The sequence below is a fragment of the Streptomyces sp. NPDC101181 genome (assembly GCF_044767975.1).
Classification (GTDB): Bacteria; Actinomycetota; Actinomycetes; order Streptomycetales; family Streptomycetaceae; genus Streptomyces.
This window is the reverse complement of record NZ_JBIWOX010000005.1, coordinates 272,644-290,768: the sequence shown is the minus strand read 5'-3', so window position 1 is coordinate 290,768 and position 18,125 is coordinate 272,644. Positions and strand designations below refer to the sequence as shown.

The following is an 18,125-nucleotide window of genomic DNA, read 5'->3' as shown; positions in this document are numbered from 1 at the left end:
CGGCCATGGGTTTCGTGGAAGAGGAGCTGGCCCAGATGTGGGCCGACCTCCTGGAGGTCACCGGTGCCCCGGTCGGCCTGGAGTCGCGGTTCGCCGGTCTCGGCGGCGGCGCGGACGAGGCGGGCCGGCTCGCCGCCCGGATCGACGAGGACCTCGGCGTACGGGTGGCGGCCGCCGAACTGCTGCGGGCGGACACGCTGGAGGGGATGGCCCGCCTGGTGCGGGACACCATGGGGCGGACCGCCGGCCGGTGCGACCCCGTCGGCGGAACGCTCGCCAGCCCCCTCGCGGCGGTCCGCGAGGAGCGGCCCCAGCTGTCGTTCGCCCAGCAGCGGCTGTGGTTCATGCAGCAGATCGACCCCGGCACCACCCTCTACAACGTGCCGACCGTGCTGCGGCTGCGCGGCACCCTGGACCGGGCCGCGCTCGGCCGGGCGCTGGACGCCCTGGTCGCCCGCCACGAGGTGCTGCGGACGACGTACGCGGCGCCCTCCGGCCGCCCCCACCAGGTGATCGCGGACCCGGCGCCCGGCGAACTGCCGTACACCGACCTGAGCGGCGCCGCCGACCCGGCGGGCGAGGCGGAGCGCGTCGCGGCCGATGAGGCGGCGCGCCCCTTCGACCTGGCCGCCGGGCCGCCGCTGCGGGCCCGGCTGGTGCGGGTGGCTCCGGACGACCACCGGCTGCTCGTGACCTTCCATCATGTCGCCGTCGACGGCTGGTCCGTGGAGATCCTCTTCCGCGAACTGGGGCAGCTGTACGGCGGCGAGCCGCCCGCCGAGGTGACCCTGCACTACGCCGAGTACGCCTCCTGGCAGCGCGACCGGCTCCGGGGCGAGACCCTGGACGCCCTGGTGGACCACTGGCGCCGGGCGCTGGGGGAGGACCCGAAGGCCCTCGCCGTACCCACCGACAAACCGCGCCCCGCCACGCGCGGTTTCCGGGGCGCGGTCGCGACGCGTGAATTGGGACCCGAACTCATAAGCGCGGTCAAGGAGTTCAGCCGCCGGGAGCGGGTCACCCCGTACATGACCCTGTTCGCCGCCCTGCACACCCTGCTCGCCGGGTGGTCCGGGGAGCGGGACATCACGGTCGGCACCCCGGTCGCCGGGCGGAACCGGCCCGAGTTGCAGGACCTGGTCGGCTGTCTGATGAACATGGTGCCGGTCCGGGTGCGGCTGGAGGACGACCTGGGCTTCCGCGAGCTGCTGACCCGGGTCCGTACGGCGGTGCTCGACGCCTCCGCCCACCAGGAGCTGCCCTTCGACAAGCTGGTCGAGGCGCTGGTCTCCCGGCGGGCCCGCGACTTCCTGCCGGTCTTCCGGGTGATGTTCAGCTTCCTCAAGGAGCAGCCCGAGCCGGTCTTCGCCGGGCTCGGCCGCTGCACGCTCGACCTCGCGGGCCCGCAGGACACCGCGAAGTACGACCTGAGCCTGTACGCGCAGGAGCGTGGCGCGGGGCTGGCGCTGACCCTTGAGTACGACACCGATCTGTTCGGCCCCGACACCCCGGCCGCACTGCTGGCCGCCTTCGAGCGGACGCTGGCGCAGGCGGTGGCCCGGCCCGGGATCCCGGTGGGCGAGCTGGGGGCGGCGGCCCGCTTCACCACCGGGTCCGCTCCCGCTCCCGCGCCCGGCCCGACGACCGGCTCCGAGTCCGGCCCGCCCGGCCCCGGCACCACGCCCCGCCCCGGCACCGCGTCCGGGCCCGCGTCCGGCACCGAGAGGAACCTCCACCGTGACCGCTGACCTCACGGCCACCCCCGCCACCGACCCCGGAGCGCGGACCATCGACGCGTGGTTCGCCCGGCAGGCGGCCGCCCGCGGTGACGCCGTCGCCGTGACCGGCGTCGACGGGCGGCTGACCTACCGCGAGCTGGACCGCGACGCCAACCGCCTCGCCCACCGGCTGCGGGACCTCGGCGTCGGACCGGAGACCACCGTCGCCGTCCGCGTCGAGCGCACCACGTCCCTGGTCACCGCGCTCCTCGCGGTGCTGAAGGCGGGCGGGGCGTACGTCCCGGTCGACCCGTCCGCCCCCGACGAGCGGCTGCGCTTCACGCTCGCCGACGCCGGGGCCGCCGTCCTCGTCACCGACCGGGCCGACCGGACCGGGGCCGCCCCGCACGTCCCGCACACCGTGCTGACCGGGCGCGGGGGCGACGACCTCTCCACGTACCCGGACACCGCGCCCCCGGCCCCCGGGACCGGCCCGAAGAGCCTCGCGTACGTCATCTACACCAGCGGTTCGACCGGCGTCCCCAAGGGCGTCATGGTCGAGCACCGCAACGTGACCGGCCTGCTCACCGGCGTCCGCGACCGGTTCGGCTTCGGGCCCGAGGACGTGTGGTCGCTGTGCGCCTCCGCCGCGTTCGACGTCTCCGTGTGGGAGATGTGGGGCGCGCTGCTGCACGGTGGCCGTCTCGTCGTCGTACCGGACGAGGTGCGCCGCTCCCCGCGGGAGCTGCACGCGCTGCTGCGCCGCGAGGGCGTCACCGTCCTGAACCAGACGCCCGCGGCCTTCCGTCAGCTCGTCCGTCACGAGGAGGAGAACTCCGGCCACGGGGAGGACCACCCCGGCGTGCCCGCCGAACTCGCCCTGCGGCTCGTGGTCTTCGCCGGGGAGAAGCTGCCGCCGGCGCTGCTGCGGCCGTGGGTCGCCCGGCACGGGGACGCGGTGCCCGCCCTGGTGAACATGTACGGGATCACCGAGACCACCGTCCACTCCACCTACCGCCGGATGACCGCGGCCGACCTGGACGGCGCGGCGGACAGCATGATCGGCGGCCCGGTCGGCGGGTGGAGCGCGGCCGTGCTCGGCCCGGACGGCACCCCGGTGCCCGAGGGCGGGGAGGGCGAGCTGTACGTGGGCGGGGCGGGCGTGGCCCGCGGCTACCTGGGGCGGCCCGCCCTCACCGCGGAACGCTTCCTGCCCGACCCGGACGCCGCCGTGCCCGGGGCCCGCCGCTACCGATCCGGCGACGGCGTACGGCGCGCCCCGGGCGGCGACCACGCCTACCTGGGGCGGCTGGACCTCCAGGTGAAGATCCGCGGCCACCGCGTGGAACTGGGGGAGATCGAGAACGCGCTCGGCCGCCACCCGGCAGTCCGGGACACCGCGGTCACCGTCGACGAGGACGCGGCGGGCGACCCGCGCCTGGTCGCCTACTGGACGGGCGCCCCCGGGACCCCGGTGGGCCCCTCCGAACTGCGCGAGCACCTGGCGCTGATCCTGCCCGCGTACATGCTGCCCAACGTGTACGTGGCCCTGGAGCGGCTGCCGTTGACCGGCAACGGCAAGGTCGACCGGCGGGCGCTGCCCGCCCCCGACGGCGAACGACCGGAGCTGGAGGCGGAGTTCGCCGCGCCCGCCACCGGCGTGGAGAAGACCGTCGCCGACATCTGGGCCGGGCTGCTGTCGGTGGACCGGGTGGGGCTCGACGACGACTTCTTCGAGCTGGGCGGCCACTCCATGCTCGCCACCCAGGCCGTCGCCCTCACCAGGGAACAGCTCGGAGTCCCGGTCACCCTGCGGCTGTTCTTCGACCTGCCGACGGTACGGGAGCTGGCGGGCGCCCTGGACGAACTGCTCGCCGCACAGCACGACACCGGCCACCGCACCGCACCGCACCCGCACGGGGAGAACGCATGAGCAACGAGACGGCTCCGCCACTGCCCGAACAGGCCGTGGCCATCATCGCCATGAGCGGCCGCTTCCCCGGCGCCGCCGATGTCGACGCGCTGTGGCGGCTGGTGGCGGCGGGCGAGGAGGGGCGCACCTCCTACACGGACGAGGAACTGGTCGCCTCCGGAGTGAGCGAACAGCTGCTCGACGACCCGGCGTACGTGAAGTCCGGCTTCCCGCTGGCGGGGTTCGACCGGTTCGACGCGGACTTCTTCGGCGTCACCCGGTCCGAGGCCGAACTCATGGACCCCCAGGCCCGGTTGCTCCTGGAGACGGCCTGGCAGGCGCTGGAGCGGGCCGGTTACCCGGCGCGGACCTTCCCGGGGCGGACCGGGGTGTTCGCCGGGACCTCCGGCAACGGCTACCTCCAGGAGCGCGTCGCCCCGCACGGCGCGTCCGGCGAGGGCCGGGTCTCCGACGAGATCCAGGTGGCCGTCGGCAACGACCCGGGGATGCTGGCGCTGCGCCTCTCCTACAAGCTGGGGCTGACCGGCCCCAGCTTCACCGTGCAGAGCGCCTGTTCCTCGTCGCTGGTCAGCGTCCACCTGGCCGTGCAGTCCCTGCTCAGCCGGGAGTCGGACCTGGCGCTGGCGGGCGGCGTCGCGGTGCGGGAGTTCGAGCCGCGCGGCTACCGCTACGAGGAGGGCGCGATCCTCTCCACGGACGGGCACTGCCGCCCCTTCGACGCGGACGCCTCCGGCACGGTCTCCGGCGACGGGGTGGCCTTGGTCGTCCTCAAGCGGCTGGAGGACGCGGTGGCCGACGGCGACCACGTCCACGCGGTGATCCGCGGCAGCGCGGTCAACAACGACGGCGCCGCGAAGATCGGCTTCACCGCCCCGTCCCCGCACGGCCAGGCCGAGGTGATCGCCGAGGCGCTCGCGGTCGCCGGCGTCGAACCCCGCACGGTCCAGTACGTCGAGGCGCACGGCACCGCGACCCCGCTCGGCGACCCGGTCGAGGTGCAGGCGCTCACCGAGGCGTTCCGGCCCGACGCCCCCGCCCGGTCGGTCCACCTGGGCTCGGTCAAGTCCAACGTCGGGCACCTGGACGCGGCGGCCGGGGTCACCGGTCTGATCAAGGCGGCCCTGGCGCTGGAGCACCGCTTCATCCCGCCGACCGCCCACTTCCGCGCCCCCAACCCCGCGCTGGGGCTCGACAAGGGGCCCTTCCAGGTCAGCGCCACGGGCCTGCCCTGGCCCGCGACCGAGCAGCCGCCGCGCGCCGGGGTGAGCGCCTTCGGCATCGGCGGCACCAACGCCCACGTCGTGCTGGAGGCCGCGCCCGCCCCGGCCCCCCGGCCGGCCGCGGACACGGACGCCTGGCAGGTGCTGCCGCTCTCCGCCCGCACCCCCGAAGCGCTCGACGCCGCCGCCGCCAGCCTCGCCTCCGCGCTCACCGGCGCCGAGCGCCCCGCCGCGCTCGCGGACGTCGCGTACACCCTTCAGGCCGGGCGCGCCGCTCTGCCGTACCGCCGCGCCGTCGTCGCGGACGGCCGGGCCGCCGCTGCCGCCGCGCTGGAGCGGGCCGCCTCCGCCGCCACCGCCGCGCCCGAAGAGGCGCCCGGCGTGGTGTTCGTCTTCCCCGGGCAGGGCGCCCAGTACGCCGGTATGGGCGCGGAGCTCTACCGCACCGAGCCGGTGTTCCGCGCGGCGCTCGACCGCTGTGCCGAACTGCTGCTGCCCGAATTGGGCTGGGACGTACGGGAGGTGGCCTTCGCCTCCGCGGAGACGGAGACGGTGGCGGATACGGAGGGGGAGAGGGCGGCGGCCCGGGAGCGGCTGCGCCGCACCCGCTACACCCAGCCCACCGTCTTCAGCCTCGACTACGCCGTCGCCCAGCTGCTGATGTCGTGGGGCGTGCGCCCCGACGCGATGACCGGGCACAGCCTCGGGGAACTCGTCGCGGCCTGTCTGGCAGGGGTGTTCCGCCTGGAGGACGCGCTGCGCTTCGTCGCCCGGCGGGCCGCCCTCATGCAGGACCTGGCGCCCGGCCGGATGCTGTCCGTCCTGCTGGACGAGGCCGCCCTGACCGAGGCCCTGGAGGGGCGCGCGACGATCGCCGCCGTCAACGCGCCCGCCTCCTGCGTCGTCGCCGGAACCCCCGAGGAGGTCGCCGAGGCCCGCCGGGTGCTGGAGGCGAAGGGCGTGTCCGTGAAGGAGCTGGAGACCTCCCACGCCTTCCACACCGCCCTGGTCGAACCGGCGCTGCCCGGCCTCGCCGAGGTGCTGCGCCCGATGCGGCTGAACCCGCCGCGCATCCCGTTCCTCTCCAACGTGACCGGAACCTGGATCACCGACGAGCAGGCCACCGACCCCGGCTACTGGGTCTCCCACACCCGCGCCCCCGTCCGCTTCTCCGACGGGATCACCGCCCTCGCCGAGCGCGGGGACGCCGTGGTCCTGGTCGAAGCCGGTCCGGGCAGCCAGCTCAGCGGTCTGGTCCGGATCCACCCGGAACCCCCGCCCGCCGTCACCCTCCTGCGCAGGCCGCGCGGCGAGGAGCCCGCCACCGAGGCCCGCACCGTCCGCGAGGGCCTGGCCGAGCTGTGGCGGCTCGGGGTGTCCGTCGACTGGGCCGCCCTGCACGGCGACCGGGCCCGCCGCCGGGTGCCGCTGCCCGCGTACCCCTTCGAGGGCCGCTCCTACCTGCTGCCGAAGCCGGATGCGGCGACCGGCGGCGGGGCCCTGCGGACCGACCCGAAGCGGTGGACCTACGCCCCCGTCTGGCACCCGGCGCCCCGCCCCCGGCCGGAGCCCGAGGAGACCCCGCTCAGCTGGCTGGTGCTCCAGGACGGCATCGGGCTCACCGACGCCGTGACCGCCGGACTGCGCGGCCGGGGCCACACCGTCACCACCGTACGGAAGGCCACGGCCTACGCCCGCACCTCCGCGCACGCCTTCGACGCCGACCCGGCCGACCCGGAGCACCTCACGCGGATCGTGGACGAACTGCGGCGGGCGGACTCCGTGCCCGACCGGGTGGTGCACGCCTGGTCCGTCACCGGGCCCGGCGACGACGAGCGGGCCGCGGCGGCCCGGTACACCACCGGACTGGACACCGGCTTCCACAGCCTCGTCTCCCTCGCCCAGGCGCTCGGCGGCACCGGCGAGGACCGGCCGGTCCGCGTCGACGTCCTCACCGACCGCCTCCAGGACGCGCACGGCACCGCCGTACTCCACCCCGAACGGGCCACCCTGTACGGGGCGGTGACCGTGCTGCCGCAGGAGTACACCTGGCTGAGCTGCCGCGGCATCGACGTCGTCGCGCCCGCCACCGACGCCGAACGCACGGTGCTCACCAAGCAGTTGGACGCCGAGCTGACCGGTCCGGGGCGGGAGCACCTGGTCGCCTACCGGGGTGCCCGGCGCCTCCTGCGCGGCTACGCCCCCGTGGAGCTGGAGCCCGTCCCCACCGGGCGGGCCTGGCGCGAGGGCGGCGGCTACCTGCTCACCGGGGCGTCCGGCGAGACCGGGCTGAACTTCGCCGAACAGCTCGCCGCGAGCGGCGCCCGCGCCGTACTCGTCGGCGAGGCGGACTTCCCCGCCGAGAACACCTGGAGCGCCTGGCTCGACGGCACCGCGGGCGACGACGAGAGAGTCCGCGCCCGGGTCGCCCGGCTCGCCGCCCTGCGCGCCGCCCACCCCGAGGCCGTCGTCTACCGCACCGCCGACCTGGCCGACCCCGGCCAGGCCCGCGGGACCGTCGAGGCGGCACGCACCACGCTCGGCGCGATCGACGGGGTGCTGCACCTCGCCGAGGTGCGGGGCTCCGGTCTGACGGCGCTCAAGACGCGGGCGGACTTCGACGCCGTCCTCGCCGCCCGGGTCAGGTCGACGCTGCTGCTCGACGAACTCCTCCACGACGACCCGCTCGACTTCTTCCTGACCTCCTCGGCCACCACCGGGATCGTCGGCGGCTTCGGCCAGGCCGAGAACTGCGCCGCCGCCGCCTTCCTCGACGCCTTCGCCCAGGCCGCCACCGCGGCGGGCCGCACCACGGTCACCGTCGACTGGTCCCAGTGGGACTGGGACGACTGGTTCGAGCAGCAGATGGCGGGGCTGCCCGAGGTGCGGGAGCTGTACGAGCGGCTGCGCCTCGCCCAGGGCATCCCGGCCGCCGACGGCCTGGCGCTGGCCCGCGCCGCGCTGTTCGGGGCGCTGCCCCAGGTGGTCGTCTCCCGGGCCGACTTCGCCGACGTACTGGCCGACCAGTCCGGTCTGACCGCCGCCTCCTTCACCGACTCGCTCGGCTCCGGCCGGGGGCGCGGTGACGACGACTGGGATCCGGCGACGGTCTGGCCGGACGACGAACTGGCCCAGGCCGTGGCCCGGGTGTGGCACGAGATGCTCGGTGTCTCCCCGATCGGGCCCGACGACGACTTCTACGACCTGGGCGGCAACTCGCTGTTCGCGATCCAGATCGTCGGGCGGCTGCGGCAGACCCACGGCGACTTCCCGATGAGCGCGGTCTTCGAGGCGCCGACCGTCCCGGGGCTCGCCGCCGCGATCCGCTCCCACCAGGCCGAGGCGATCGGCCTGGACGAGTTCGAGGCACTGCTGCGCGAGGTCGAGAGCCTCTCCGCTGGCGAGGCCGAGGCACAGCTGAAGGGTGACGAGCATGTCTGAGGAGACCGGGGCCGAGACCGGGGCCGGGGACGGGACCGAGGCCGCGCGCCGCATCCGGGAGCGGCTGTCCTCGCTCTCGCCCGAGCAGCGCGCCGTACTGGAGCGCAACCTGCGCGAGCGCAACGTGAAGGCGCCCGCCGCCGTGGACCCCGGCGCGGGGGAACGGACCGCCGCCCGGTCCACCGCCCCGCGCCGGCGGAAGCGGCCCGGCAGCACCATGGACTTCAGCCTGTTCTTCTTCTCCGGGGACGGCACCACCCAGGGCCCCGGGAAGTACCAGCTGCTCCTGGACAGCGCCCGGCACGCCGACACCAACGGCTTCGACGGGATCTGGGTGCCCGAACGCCACTTCGTGGACTTCGGCGGCCTCTACCCCAACCCCTCGCTGCTGGCCTCCGCCATCGCCGTCCTCACCGAGAACATCCAGATCAGGGCGGGCAGTTGTGTGCTGCCCCTGCACCACCCGGTGCGGGTCGCCGAGGAGTGGGCGGTCGTCGACAACCTGTCCGGCGGGCGGGCCGCGATCTCCGCCGCCTCCGGCTGGCACCCGGACGACTTCCTCCTCGCCCCCGGCGACGGACAGGCCCGCTACCCCCGCCGCAAGGACGAGATGTTCGCGTCCATCGACACCGTGCAGCGGCTGTGGGCGGGCGAGAGCGTCGACCTGCCGCGCGCCGACGGCACCTCGCAGACCGTACGCACCCTGCCGCGCCCCCTCCAGCCGAAGCTCCCGGTGTGGGTGTCGGCGCAGGGCAGCGTCGAGACGTTCGTCCGGGCCGGGGAGATCGGCGCCTACGTCCTGACCGGCCTGGTCGCCCAGCGCCCCGCCGACCTCCGGGACAAGACGGCCGCCTACCGCGAGGCGCTCGCCGGGGCCGGGCACGACCCCGCCCAGGGGCGGGTCACCGCGATGGTCCACACCTACCTCGGCTCCGACGAGAACGAGGCCAGGGAGACCGTCCGGGGACCGCTCACCGCGTACCTCAAGACCTTCCTGGAACAGCAGGACAGCTTCGGCAGCGAGTTCTCCAAGCTCAACGACGCCGAACGCGACGTCATGCTCGACGCCACCTTCGAGCGGTACTTCGACCAGCTGGCGCTGCTCGGAACCGTCGACAAGTGCGAGTCGCTGATCGAGGATCTGGTCGACATCGGGGTGGACGAGGTCGCCTGCCTGGTCGACTTCGGGCTCGACCCCGGCCAGGTGCTCAAGGGCCTGGACCACCTCACCGAACTCAAGGACCGCTACCGCCCGCGGGGCGCGGGCGAAGGAGAGCCGTCGTGACCGAACTAGCGGACCGGCTGGCCGGACTCACCCCCGCCCAGCGCGCCCTGCTCGACCGGCGTATGCGCGAACGCAGCACCGCCGCCGTCACCAACGCGCCGATCCCGCGCCGCACCCGCGGCGACCGGGTGCCGCTCACCGTGGACCAGGAACGCATCTGGCTCATCCACCAGTTCGACCCCGAGGACCCCGCGTACAACGTGTACTTCGCCTCCCGGCTGCACGGCGCGCTGGACACCGGGGCGCTCCAGCGCGCCGTGGACGCCTTCGTCCAGCGGCACGAGGCGATGCGCACCACCTTCGAGCAGGACGGCCACGCCCCCGTCCAGGTGATCCACCCCGCCATGGCGGTGCCGCTTCGCCACCAGGACCTGCGGTCCGTGCCCGGGGAGCGGCGCGAGCAGGAGATGACGCGGCTGGCCAACGAGGAGCTGCGGGCCCCCTTCGACCTGGTGCGGGGGCCGCTGCTGCGGATCGCCCTGCTGCGGATGGCCGACGAGGAGCACGTGCTCGTCGGCACGGTCGACCACCTGGTCTGGGACCGGGGCTCGATGGGCATCTTCAACGCCGAGATCGCCGAGCTGTACACGGCGTTCGCCACCGGCCGCGAACCGGACCTGCCGCCCGTCGCGGTGCACTACGCGGACTACTCCGAGTGGCAGCCGACGTGGCTGGAGGAGGAGGTCGCGCGCAAGCACCTGCCGTACTGGAAGAAGCAGCTGGCGGGCGCCGACCTCGTCCTGGAGCTGCCCACCGACCGGCCCCGCCCGCCGCTCCAGACGGCGAACGGCGCCCGCTACCAGTTCCCGCTGACCCCGGAGCTCACCCAGGCGGTCCGCGACCTCGCCAAGCGCGAGGACGTCACGGTCAACATCGCGCTGCTGGCGGCCTGGCAGCTGATCCTGCACCGGCTCACCGGCCAGCAGGACATCGTGGTCGGCACCACCTCCTCCACCCGGAGCAGGCCCGAGACCGAGCCGATGGTCGGCTACTTCCTCACCATGCTGCCGCTGCGCACCACGGTCCGGCCCGGCATGACCGTGACCGAACTCCTCCAGGCGACCCGCACCACGATGATGGGCGCCTTCGACCACCACGACATCCCCTTCGGGACGCTGCTGGACGAGCTGGACATCGACCGCGACCCGAGCCGTACGCCGATCTACCAGACGTCGTTCATCCTGGTGGACTTCCTCCACGAGGAGGAGACCTTGATGGCCGGGCTGCGGGTCGAGGAGCTGATGCTCGACAACGCCACCGCCAAGGACGACGTGCTGCTGGGCTTCTTCGACGACCCGGCGGTGGCGGACGACCACTTCCACGGGATGCTGGAGTACAACACCGACCTGTTCGACGAGAGCACCATGGCCCGCACGGCCCGGCAGATCACCCGGGTCCTGGAGCAGATGTGCCAGGACGCCGGGCACACCGTGCGCGACCTGTCGCTGCTCGGGCCCGACGAGGCGCACACCGTGCTGGTCGACTGGAACCGCACCGACCGGCCCCGCGAGGACGGCCTCTCCCTGGACATCCTGGTCCGCCGCCAGGCCGCGGCCACCCCGGACGCGGTCGCCGTCTCCTGCGACGACGAGCGGCTGACGTACGCCGAACTCCTGGAGCGTTCCGGCCGGCTGGCCTCCTACCTCCAGGGGCGGGGGGTGCGGCCCGAGACCGTCGTCGGGGTCTGCCTGGAGCGCTCGGTCGACCTGGTCACCGCGCTGCTGGGCGTCGTGCTGTCCGGCGGGGCGTACCTGCCGCTGGACCCGGGCTACCCGGCCGAGCGCCTCGCCACCATGACCGAGGACGCCGGCGCCGCCTTCCTGCTGACCCGCTCCGGCCTCCAGGAGCCGCCGGCCGGCTGCACCGGTGAGCGGATCCGCCTGGACACCGACGCGGCGGACATCGCCGCCGCCCCGGCCGTCCCGGCCGCGCCCGCCACGGGCGATGACCGGCTGGCGTACGTCATCTACACCTCCGGCTCCACCGGCCGCCCCAAGGGCGTCGAGGTCACCCACCGCAACCTCGCCAACCTGCTGCTGGCGATGGCCGCCGAGACGGGGCTCGGTCCCGGCGACACGCTCACCGCCGTCACCCCGGTCACCTTCGACATCGCGGGCCTGGAGCTGTACGCCCCGCTGATCAGCGGGGCCCGGGTGCACGTGGTGCGCAAGGAGGAGGCCGTCGACGGCCGCCGTCTCGCCGCCCTGCTGGAGCGGACCGGCGCCACCGTCATGCAGGCCACCCCCGCCACCTGGCAGCTGCTGGTGGAGGCCGGGTGGCGGGGCGACGGCTCGCTGCGGGTCCTGGTCGGCGGCGAGGCGCTGCCCCCGGCCCTCGCCGAACAGCTGGTCACCTCGGCGGGCCGCACCTGGAACGTCTACGGCCCCACCGAGACGACCATCTGGTCCACCGCCCACCGCCTGGACAGCGCCACCGGGCAGATCTCCATCGGCCGCCCCCTGGACAACACCCGGGTGTACGTCCTGGACGAGCGGATGCGCCCCGCCCCGGTCGGCGTCCCCGGCGACCTCTACCTGGGCGGTACGGGCGTGGCACGCGGCTACCGCGGCCGCCCCGCGCTCACCGCCGAACGCTTCGTCCCCGACCCGTTCGGCCCCACCCCCGGTGCCCGCCTCTACGCCACCGGCGACAAGGCCCGGCTCCGCGAGGACGGCACGCTCGTCTTCCTCGGCCGCGACGACGGCCAGGTCAAACTGCGCGGCTTCCGCATCGAACTGGGCGAGATCGAGGCCCGGTTGGCCGACCACCCGGCCGTCAGCCGCGCGGCCGCCCTGGTCCGCGAGGACCGGCCCGGCGACAAGCGGCTCACCGGCTACGTCGTCCCGGCGGACGCCGAGCACGGCGCCCCGTCCGCCGAGGAGCTGCGCGAGCACCTGCGCCGCTCGCTGCCCGACTACATGGTCCCCTCCGCGATCGTCGCCCTGGACGCGTTCCCGCTGAACACCAGCGGCAAGACCGACCGCCGCGCCCTGCCCGCACCGGTCGTCGAGCGGGACGCGGCCGGCTACGCCCCGCCGCGCGACGCGATCGAGCTGGAGGTCGCCCACCTCTGGGAGGACGTGCTCGGGGTGCGGCCGATCGGGCTGCACGACCGGTTCTTCGACCTGGGCGGCCACTCCCTGCTCGTGCTGCGGCTGATGGCCGAGATCGAGAGGAAGTTCGGACGGCAGCTGCCGATGGCCGCGATCTTCCGGGGCGCCACCGTGGAGCGGTTCGCCCGGATGCTCCGCGAGGGCTACCAGGACGAGGCGGCCGCCCACCTCGTGGAGATCGGCTCAGGCACCGGCGCCCCCGTCTTCTTCGCCCACCCGGCGGGCAGCGAGGTCGTCTGCTACATGCCCTTCGCCGGACTCCTGGCCGGGGCCGACCGCCCGCTGTACGCCCTGGCGTCGCCGCCGCCCGGCGAGGACGGGGCGCTGCCCTACGCGGACTTCGGCGCGCGCGCCGCCGCCTACGCCGACCTCATCCGCGAGGCCCAGCCCGAGGGGCCGTACACGGTGGCCGGCTGGTGCTACGGCGGGACCAACGCCTTCGCCGTGGCCGGGGAGCTGGAGCGGACCGGGGCCGAGGTGTCCGTCGTGATGATGGACGCCCACCCGCCCGCCGAGGTCCCCGAGGGCTCCGAGCCGGACCCCGCCGACATCGTCGAGGCCATCGCCGCCAACCTCCAGTGGGACTACGGCGACGCGCTGAAGTCCGCCGACGAGCTGCGGCGGATGACCGGGGAGGAGCACCTGGACTACCTCCTGGGCATCGCCCGCGCCTCCGGCTACCTGCCGCCGGACGCCGGACGCGAACAGGTCCGCGACATCCTCGACCTGTGGGTCGCCAACCTGCGGCTCGTGTGGAACTTCCGCCCGCTGCGGGTGAAGGGCCCGGTCACCCTGATCCGGGCCGCCGAGGAGGGCCACGACTCCACCGGGGCGTGGCGCGAGCTGACCACCGGAGACAACCTCGACGTCCGGGTGGTCGAGGGCAACCACTACACCATGATGCGCCATCCCCACATCGAGGGCGTCGCCACGATTCTGAACGAGGTGGTCGAGCGTGCTTGAGCTGCTCAAGGACCGTACGTACATCCGCTACTGGCTGGCCGTCGTGGCGTCCTTCCTCGGTGACGCCATCACCAAGATCACCCTGATCTACGTGGCGGCCACCGAGACGTCCGACCCGGTGCTGTACGTGTCCCTCGTGGTTATCGCCCAGCTGCTGCCCTCCGGCATCCTGGGGGCCTTCGTCGGCCCGCTGGCCGACCGCGTCCCCGCCCGGGTCCTCATGGTCGGCGCCGACATCGTCCGGGTGGGGCTGGTCCTCGCGATGATCCCGGCCCGCGACTCGCCGACCCTGCTGCTCGTGCTGATCCTGCTCACCGGCATCGCCAAGGCGTTCTTCGAGACGGCCCGCATCACCGCCATCCCGCTGATCGTTCGGGGCCACAACATCCCCACCGCGGTCGCGCTGTTCCAGTCGACCAACCACACCCTCAACCTGGTGGGACCCGCCCTCGGCGGGCTGCTGCTGGCGTTCGCCAGCGTCTCCGTCGTCTTCGTCATCGACGCGGTCACCTTCGTGGTCTCCGGCATCCTCCTGGCCAGCATGGCCGTGCTGCGCGAGGTCCCGGTGCCCGGTAAGGACAGCGGCCGCGAGTCGTACTGGAAGTCCCTGGCCACCGGAGTCTCCGGGGTGCTCGCCGTGCCGTCGCTGCGCTTCCTCGCCATCATCCTGGTGCCGGTGATGCTCGTCCTCGGACTGTTCACCACCAACCTCAACTCCCAGCTCCTCAACGTCTTCGACCTCTCCGCCTTCACCTTCGGCCTGGCGCAGGCGGCGTTCGGCGCGGGCTGTGTGATCGGGGCGCTGACCGGGCCGCCGCTGGTGCGCCGCTACTCCGACCGGGGGCTGCTCATCGGCTCGATCCTGCTGTTCGGGGTCTCCCTGCTGCTCCTCGCCCCGACCGGCTGGCTGCGGGACTCGCTGGGCCTGACCGTCGTCCTGGTCTGGTGCCTGGTGGCGGGGGTCGGATCCGGCCTCTTCCAGGTGCCGGTCGCCAACACCCTCATCAGCGACCTGCCCGAGGCGATGCGCGGACGCGGGGTCGGACTGCTCAACGCCCTGATGATCAACTTCACCATCCTCGGCGTGGTCCTGGGCGGTCTGGCCGCCGACCTGATCGGCATCGCCCAGTCGATCATCTGGGCGGGCGTCTTCCTGCTGCCCGCCGCCGTACTGCTCGCCGTCGCCTCGGCGCGCGGCGGGAAGAGGGACGGCGGGCGCGGCAGCGGCGACCCCGTCGGGACGGGGGCGGTGTCGTGACCACCGCCGAAGGGCATCTGCCGCTCACCCCCGCCCAGCGCAGACTGTGGGCCCTGGCCCAGCTCCGCCCCGGCGACCCGTTCTTCAGCGTCCCGTTCGCCGTCGGCATCGACGGACCGCTGGACCCCGCCGCGCTCGGCCGCGCCCTCGACGAACTGATCGCCCGTCACCCCGCGCTGCGCACCCGGATCGTGCGCGGCGCCGACGGCGAGCCCGCCGCCCACGTCGAAGCCCCCGCGCCACTGGAGCTGCCCGTCGTGGAGGCGGGTGAGGAATCGGCCGCCCTGGCCGAGGAGTTCGCCCGCGAGCCGTTCACCGTGGACGGCGGGCGGCTGCTGCGGGCCCGGCTGCTGCGGCTGGACGCCACCACCCACCGGCTGCTCGTCGGCGTCCACCACCTCGTCTTCGACGGGGCGTCCCTGGAGGTCTTCGCCGACGAACTGACCGCGCTCTACGACGCGTTCGCCCAGGGCAGGCCCTCCCCGCTGCCGGAGGCCGCCGTCGAGTACGGCGACTTCCTCGCCCGGCGCACCGAGCAGGACGAGCGAGCCGCCGCCACCAACCTCGCCTACTGGACCCGGCGCCTGGCGGGCGCGCCCGAGGTGCTTGAACTGCCCCTCGCCGGACCGCGCCCGGTGCGCGGCGGGCACGCGGGGCAGCGGCGTACGGCCGTCATCCCGCACGAGGTGGCCGAGCCGCTGCGGCGGCTCGCCCGGACCCGGCGGTGCAGCCTGTTCATGGTGCTCAAGGCCGCGTGCGACGTGGTGCTCAGCGGCTACGGCTCCACCGACGTGCTCACCGGCACGGCCGTCTCCGGCCGGGACACCACCCTCAGCGCCGGGCTCGTCGGCTACCTCACCCGGCCCGTGGTGCTGCGCGCCGACCTCTCCGGCGACCCGGAGTTCGGCGAGCTGCTGCGCGCGGTGCGCGGGGACCTGCTGGACGCGGTGGACCACGCCGACCTGCCCGTCGACGAGGTCCTGGACCGGCTCGGGGTCACCCGCGACCCGAGCCACCACCCGCTCTACCAGGTGATGTACACCCACCAGCCCGCCGCGCCCGTGCGCCGGGCGGCGGACGCGGTGTTCACCGTCGGGGAGCTGCGGCTGCCGACCACCAAGACCGACCTGGCCATCGACACCGTCGAGACGGACGAGGGGCTCCTCGCCCTCGTCGACTACCGCACCGCCCTCTTCGCGGACGCCACCGCCGAACAACTGCTGCTCCGGCTGCGCACGGTCCTGGAGCGCGTCGGCGCCGACCCGTCCGCCAGGGTCTCCGCGCTGCTGCGGCCCACCGCCGCCGAGCGGCGGCTGCTGACCCGGGAGTGGAACCCGGCGGCCGGGGCCGGGGTGCCGGAGGAGGTCCCGCACACCCTGGTCGCCGAGCAGACCGCGCGCACCCCGGACGCGGTCGCCGTGGCGCAGGGGGCGCGCACCTGGACCTACCGCGAACTCCACGACGCGGCGGGCCGGGTGGCGGCCCGGCTGCTGGCCGACGGCCTCGCACCGGAGGACCCGGTGGGCCTCTGCGCCCCCCGCTCCTTCGCCCTGGCCGCCGCCCAGCTCGGCGTCCTGCGGGCGGGCGGGGTGTGCGTACCCCTCGACCCGGAGCTGCCCGCCTTCCTGCTGCGGCTGGCCGTGGACGACGCGGGCGTGTCGAGCGTGCTGGCGGGCGAGGACGCCTTCTCGCTCTTCGACCACACCCACGTACGGGTGCGGGAGGTGGACGCACTGGCGGGGGAGCCGGGCGATCCCGTCCCGCCCGCCGCCCTGCCGCTCGTGCCGCCCGCCGGGGCCGCCTGGCTGCTGCGCACCTCCGGCGCCACCGGCGAACCGAAGGCGGTCCTCGCCGAGCACCGCAACCTCGCCTCCCGGCTCCGCTGGGCCCACCGGGAACTCCCGGACGGGGCACTGGACGCGGTGGCGCAGCTCAGCCCGCCCGACTCGCCCGGCGCGGTCCTGGAACTCCTCGCCCCGCTCACCCGGGGCGGCCGGGTCCTCGTCCCTGACGCCGCCGGTGCGCCTGCCCCCGGCACGGTCCACGCCACGCCCGCCGCCCTCGCCGGTCCGCTCGCCGAGGGACGCGGCGCCGGGGCGCCGGTGGTCCTCGCCGGGGGCGGAGTCCTCGTCCCGGCCGCCGTGCGCGCGCTCCACGCCGCCGGAGCGGACCGGGTCCTCCACCTGTACACCGCCGCCGAGACCGCGGGCCCCGCCATCGGCCGGTCCGCCGACCCGGACCCCGCGGACGGCGGCCCGGTGCCGCTGGGGCTCCCGGCCGACTGCACGGCGTACGTCCTGGACGGGCGCGGCGAGCTCCTCCCGCCGGGCGCGGTCGGCGAACTCCACATCGGCGGCGCGGCCGTCACCCGGGGCTACCCGAACGACGCGCGCCGCACCGCGGAGAGCTTCCGGCCCGACCCGTACGGCGAGCCGGGCGGGCGGCTGTTCGCCACCGGTGACCTGGTGCGCCACACCCCGGACGGGCAACTGGTCTTCGCCGGGCGGGCGGTGGAGCAGACCCGGGTGCGCGGGGTACGGGTGGCCGCCGCCGACATCGAGGCGGCGCTGCTGGCCCACCCCGGCGTCGTCCACGCCCACGTCACCGTGCGGGCCGCCGACGGCATCGACGCGGCGGTCACCGTGCGCCCGGAGGCGGCCCCGTCCGCCGGGGAACTCCGCTCCCATCTGCGCGAGTCGCTGCCGGGCCACTTCCAGCCCGCCCGCCTCGGCGTCCTGGAGCACATGCCGTGGCTGCCCGGCGGTCACCCGGACCCCCCGGCCGTGGCCCGCGCCCTGGACCGGGCGCTCGCCGAGGAGGCGCGGGAGCGCGCCGAGCGGCAGCGGACCCAGTCCCCGGCCGGGGAGGCCGAACAGCGCGTCGCCGCCGCCTGGCGTGAGGTGCTGGGCCGCCCGGTCGGCCCCGACGAGGGCTTCTTCGACGTGGGCGGCAACTCCCTGCTGCTGATCCGGCTCCGCGACCGGCTGCGGACCGCGCTGGGGCGCGAGGTCGAGGCCGTCGACCTCTTCCGGCACTCCACCGTGCGGGCCATGGCGGCCTTCCTCGGCGCGGACCCGGCACCGGACACCCCGGCGGCCCCCGCCGACGCCGCCGCCCAGGAACGCGGCCGGGCCCGCGCCGAGGCCCTGCGCGCCCGGACCCGGGGCCGCGCCCCGAGGCAGCCGCGATGACGA

7 protein-coding genes are annotated in these 18,125 nt (G+C 75.1%); all 7 read left to right on the top strand.

Annotated elements, in window-relative coordinates; translation table 11 throughout:
* The first annotated feature begins 5 nt into the window (after window positions 1–5).
* Genes ACIRRU_RS11005 through ACIRRU_RS10975 form a run of 7 tightly spaced genes read left to right on the top strand, consistent with a single transcriptional unit; the run spans window position 6 to window position 18,122 of the window.
* Window positions 6–1,748 (top strand): condensation domain-containing protein, encoded by a 1,743-nt coding sequence (locus tag ACIRRU_RS11005; RefSeq protein WP_403678677.1) that lies wholly within the window; start codon window positions 6–8, stop codon window positions 1,746–1,748.
* Window positions 1,738–3,651 carry an amino acid adenylation domain-containing protein gene (locus ACIRRU_RS11000; RefSeq protein ID WP_403678676.1) on the top strand — a complete coding sequence of 638 codons (1,914 nt, stop codon included), beginning with the start codon at window positions 1,738–1,740 and terminating at the stop codon, window positions 3,649–3,651. The genes ACIRRU_RS11005 and ACIRRU_RS11000 overlap by 11 nt, the downstream gene beginning before the upstream one ends.
* Window positions 3,648–8,312: a beta-ketoacyl synthase N-terminal-like domain-containing protein gene (locus ACIRRU_RS10995; RefSeq protein ID WP_403678674.1), complete on the top strand. Its 4,665-nt coding sequence runs from the start codon at window positions 3,648–3,650 to the stop codon at window positions 8,310–8,312. The genes ACIRRU_RS11000 and ACIRRU_RS10995 overlap by 4 nt, the downstream gene beginning before the upstream one ends.
* A complete protein-coding gene (locus ACIRRU_RS10990) occupies window positions 8,305–9,597 on the top strand; it encodes a MupA/Atu3671 family FMN-dependent luciferase-like monooxygenase (protein WP_403678672.1) in 1,293 nt (430 codons plus the stop codon). The genes ACIRRU_RS10995 and ACIRRU_RS10990 overlap by 8 nt, the downstream gene beginning before the upstream one ends.
* Window positions 9,594–13,673 (top strand): amino acid adenylation domain-containing protein, encoded by a 4,080-nt coding sequence (locus ACIRRU_RS10985; RefSeq protein WP_403678670.1) that lies wholly within the window; start codon window positions 9,594–9,596, stop codon window positions 13,671–13,673. Before ACIRRU_RS10990 ends, ACIRRU_RS10985 begins: the two co-directional genes overlap by 4 nt.
* On the top strand, window positions 13,666–14,931 hold the full coding sequence (locus ACIRRU_RS10980; RefSeq protein ID WP_363202906.1) for an MFS transporter: 1,266 nt from the start codon (window positions 13,666–13,668) through the stop codon (window positions 14,929–14,931). The genes ACIRRU_RS10985 and ACIRRU_RS10980 overlap by 8 nt, the downstream gene beginning before the upstream one ends.
* Complete coding sequence (locus ACIRRU_RS10975) at window positions 14,928–18,122, top strand: condensation domain-containing protein (RefSeq protein WP_403678669.1); 3,195 nt, start codon at window positions 14,928–14,930, stop codon at window positions 18,120–18,122. The genes ACIRRU_RS10980 and ACIRRU_RS10975 overlap by 4 nt, the downstream gene beginning before the upstream one ends.
* The last annotated feature ends 3 nt before the right edge of the window (window positions 18,123–18,125 follow it).

Bases quoted from the DNA above. Each gene is read 5' to 3' on its own strand.
- ACIRRU_RS11005 (WP_403678677.1), top strand. From the start codon at position 6: ATGGGTTTCGTGGAAGAGGAGCTGGCCCAGATGTGGGCCGACCTCCTG.
- ACIRRU_RS10995 (WP_403678674.1), top strand. From the start codon at position 3,648: ATGAGCAACGAGACGGCTCCGCCACTGCCCGAACAGGCCGTGGCCATC.
- ACIRRU_RS10990 (WP_403678672.1), top strand. From the start codon at position 8,305: ATGTCTGAGGAGACCGGGGCCGAGACCGGGGCCGGGGACGGGACCGAG.